This is a genomic window from Microcystis sp. M_QC_C_20170808_M3Col (assembly GCF_007095505.1).
In the GTDB taxonomy this organism is placed as follows: Bacteria; Cyanobacteriota; Cyanobacteriia; order Cyanobacteriales; family Microcystaceae; genus Microcystis.
Window position 1 is genome coordinate 1 of sequence record NZ_SFBY01000331.1, and the last position, 4,523, is coordinate 4,523.

Genomic DNA, 4,523 nt, shown 5'->3' on the forward strand with positions numbered 1-4,523 from the left:
GAAAAAGTACCTGAATTTTCCCCCTGATCACTCCCATGCCTGGTACTTTTTGATTGACAAAAAGTCTAAAAGTCTTACCCAACAAGGTTTTTAGATTTATTCAGCAGACCCTAATTAAACATTCGGTTTTTCTTGTTCTTCGTCTTATTGAAGACAGTCGAGCGCAAAATCCCTTTTTCTTGGCATAATCTGATAGTTTCATTTGAACTGTAAGGTAAACTTGCACTAACCACAGTAGCAGTTGTTTGCTGTTATTTGCGTATATTTTCTACAAAACTTTACAATACCAGCTGCAATGTGGGGGCGCAAAGCTCGCGCCCCTAATCTAAGGTCGAGAAATAACAGGCTGATGGCTGATAGCTTAATGCTATAAATCTTCTTCTACCAAAGCCTCGACCCGTCCTGTTTTGACCGCTTCCACCAAAGCGGCGTGATCTCGTTCTGTCTGCTCGGCATAAGCGATCGCAAACTCGCCCATCGCTAGATCGAACTGATCTCCTTTCCCCAAATAACCGCTAATGGTGGCTGCGTCTCCAGATTTAGCGTGGGCGCGGGCTAAGGTCCAGCCACAGAACTCGGCGTAGCGTTGCAGTTGGACAGCCGACACTCCCTCAATGGGTAGGGAAAACTTCATATCCCGCAGTTGCCGTAAATAGAAGTCTTTGCCCCGTCTTCCCTGGGTCCAGCCTAAAAATATGTCGCTAGAGGATTGCATCAATCTCTGGCCTGTAACCACCCGTTGTCCCTGATTTTCGTACTGGCTCTTGGCGGTATAGGGTTCCAGAACCGAAGGGCAGGCTTCCTTAACTTGTAGGATGAGGGGATGGTTGTCTTCCGAGAAAAATAGGGCGATATAACATCTAGTGCCGACACTGCCAATGCCTACCACTTTCAGGGCAAAGTCCTCTAACTGGTAGCGATCAAAGAGGACCCGGCGTTCCTCCGGCAGGGATTGGCGATAGTCTTCCAGACCCTCGCGCACGAGAGTCTCCCAATCCGGTTCGTTGACATGGTAGAGAATGGGCGGCTGATCGACAAAGCGATTGCGTCCCCCGGTTTGAGTGACGATCTTGGGGTAAAGATGTTCGATGATGCGCTCGCGGGCTTTTGCCATCATCTGTTCCCGTATCTTCCGCGTCTTTTCGTCGGGAGCCATCTCGATCGCCTGTTCTACTCCTATGCGCGTGTACCATATCTCTAACGGACTGAGGCGAGAATATTCCCGCAGGTGTTCCCGATAGGAACGAGCGCAATCGATCGCCGCCGCCTTCGATTCTTGATCGGATAGATCGCTATCCCTGCCGGCGATGACAAAGCTGACCACTAGACGCTTGAGATCCCATTCCCAAGGTGCGGGTAGGGTTTCGTCGAAATCGTTAATATCGAAGACTAAATTGCGTTCGGGGGTGGCAAAAAATCCGAAGTTCAACAGGTGGCAATCCCCGCAGGCCTGCACGATAACGTCGGTTTTGGGAGTGGTGGCCAGATCGTAGGCCATCAAAGCAGCGGAACCGCGCAGGAAGGTAAAGGGACTCCGCAACATTCGTCCGTAGCGGATAGGAATCAATTCCTGTAATCGCCCTCGATTTGATGCTTCGATGATCTCGATCGGCTCTCGACCAGCTGCGGGGGGTTGCCAGATGGCGTGGCTAGAACGCGGCAATCGCTCCCGGAGGGATTTACCGATCTGGATGCGTTCTTCCCGTGAACGGAATCGAGCTTGAGAAGATGAGCGGATCGGGGTTTCTATTTGGTGGTTCATAGCGACTTTTTCCCCTGAATGAGATTACATCCCTTGCTGTTAGATGACTAAATGAATACAAGCAATAGGAAATAGATAAGTCAATAGTGATGGTTCCCCTTCTTGGATAACTTTCTAACATTTGCTCCTTTAGAGATAGCTTCTGATGCTCGGTTCAACAATTAATCTTCACTCGCTTCTTATTCGGGGAAGCTCAACATTATCGATGATACATTTTTTCTGAAATGGCTATCTCTTAAATTTGCTTAACTTTTAGCCCAATGGCAGCCCTACTACTTCGATTATATCTTGCTCAAAAATTGCTGGCGGAATGCTCGTAACAAAATTTTATCTAATGGTCAGCCTTCAGCCAGGGGCTAAAATCTCGCTCTTTTGTCGGGAAAAGGGGGGTATATTTCAGGTTAAAGGTGAAAATTTCCCCCTTGCCCGACTTCTGTAAGAAGTTTTCTGTTTATTTTTTTTGGTAATGATTCGGTAGTAAGCTAAGACGCATTTTAACCGCCCATCCTTAGATTAGCTAAATCTCCTTCAATCCCTTTACTGTTGCCTCTTGCCTGTTGCCTCTTGCCTCGTCTGGCCCAAGCAATTTAAATTATGAACAGCTTATATGTCCTACCTCTTGAAACCAGAAGATTTCTCCGATGATATGCGCCGTCAATTCTCCTGTTAGTACCAGTATCGACAAGGCGATGGCAACAGGAAGTATCTTTTTACTCAAGTGTTTTATCGTCCTTTCCATATATCTCATCATAAACCATAAATTCAGGTTTCAGCTTGGCTTTCTCAGTGGGAATTACGAGTTTGCTATAGTCGAGGTTTTATTTGCCTCTTAATGATGAGATTATCATAACAATAATGGCTCTAACACGCTTCACTAGAAACCTGAATCGCTGACGATAAACTGGAATAACTGAGTTTTTAGTTTTGCGATAGCGGATAGCGAGTTTTCTGGCAAGCAGAAAGATATTTGATTCATAAATATCAATATCCCAACGATAAATTATTTGTTTCAATGTTCTTAAGTCGCCTATCTCTTCTAATGCTTCTGCTACTGATTCTAAAACATAATCATCTGCATCTGTCAGTGCTTCAGTTAAAGCTGGTACTGCTTCTGGGTTGCCTATCTCACCTAACGCTTTTGCTGATAAGTGTCTGACATATTTATTTGAATCTTTCAGTGCCACAATTAAAGCTGATACTACTTCTGAATTGCCTATATCACTTAAAGCTGATGCTGCCCCGCATTTAACGTTAAAATTCTCATCTGAATCTTTTAGTACCCTAATTAAAGCTGATATTGTTTCTGAGTTACCTATTTGACTTAAAGCTAGTTGAGCACTGTATTGAACCTGATTATCTTCATCATTCAACGCCTCAATTAAAGCTGGTACTGCTTCCGAGTTGCCGATATTTCCTAAAGTTTGTGCCGCTAAAGCTCTGACATTCTTATCGGAATTCTTCAGTGCTTCAATTAAAACTGGTATCAATATATAATTGTCTATCCTACTTAAATGAATTACCATCCAAATCGTGGGCAATCTAAAAATCTCTTCTGAATCATTTAACCCCTCAATTAAAGTTGGTATCACTTCTAAATTGCCCATTTTGCTTAGAGCATCTGCTGACACAAATCTGACATATTTATTTACATCATTCAAAGCTTCAATTAAGGCTGGTATCGCTTTTGGATGACTGATATTTGCTAAAGCCATTACTGCTCTGCCTCTGACTTCATAATCCGAATCATTTAGCATCATAATTAAAGCTGGCACTACTTCTGGATTGTCGCTATCACCTAAACCACTTACAGCCATGCGTCTAACATACTTGTCTGAATGATTAAGTGCCTTGATTAAAATTGGCAAAGCTTCTGGATTGCCTTTTTCGTTTAAATAAACTGTTAACAATATTGCTAAATAATATCTGAGAGGATTATTGGAATCCTCTAGTGCCATACTTAAACCTGACATCGTTTCTGGGTTGCCAATTTTGTCTAATGTTTCGCCCAAAGATTCTATAGCTTTGCTTCTGACAGTTTCATCTGAATTGGTTAATGCTGTCATTAAAGCTGATACTTCTTCTGGATTAAGAAGCAAGCTTAAAGCGGTTGCTACACAGTCTATACCAGTCTTATCTGAATCATTAAGCGACGCAACAATAAAAGCTTGTCTAGATTCTGGATTAACCACCAAAACCAAAGGAAAGTTTGCGAAAATCATCGTTGCATAGCTTCTAACTTCCTGATAAGGATTATTCAGTGCCTCGATTAAAATAGGCATCGCTGCTGTGCTACTAATATTCATAACTTTCCCTAACGCTTCTACAGCATATTCCCTGATAGTTTCATCTGAATGATTAAGTGCTGTCATTAAACCTAAGCAGGCTTCCTCAGTACCAATATTTAATAAAGCTTCTGCTGCTTTACCTGCGACTTCCTGATAAGGATTCTTAAGTGCTAGTGCCTCAATTAAACCTGACACCGCTTGTGGAGTTCCAATTTTACTTAATGCTTCTACTGCCTTATTTCTAGCAGCTATATCTACTCCATAGTCTGTGATATAATAAGTTGAATTATTCAGGATCGCAATTAAAGCAGAAACAGCTTCTGAGTTGCCAATATTACCTAAAGCTTCTACCGCAGAGGGCTCTTCGGGAATTGTTATGCAAATAATTAACTTAAAATAAAATTCGATGAGAGCAACTACGCTCAAAAGTAGCTGAAATTCATACAGGAAAGGACTTAAGGCACAAAAGGGTTAAT

Annotated in this window: 2 protein-coding genes; both read right to left on the reverse strand. The window is 42.7% G+C overall.

Annotated features, from left to right (window positions below; genetic code table 11):
- Positions 1-367 precede the first annotated feature (367 nt).
- Positions 368-1,762 (reverse strand): DUF2252 domain-containing protein, encoded by a 1,395-nt coding sequence (locus EWV84_RS15210; protein WP_287078674.1) that lies wholly within the window; start codon positions 1,760-1,762, stop codon positions 368-370.
- 818 nt (positions 1,763-2,580) lie between these two features.
- Complete coding sequence (locus tag EWV84_RS15215; RefSeq protein WP_287078676.1) at positions 2,581-4,473, reverse strand: HEAT repeat domain-containing protein; 1,893 nt, start codon at positions 4,471-4,473, stop codon at positions 2,581-2,583.
- Positions 4,474-4,523: the final 50 nt, after the last annotated feature.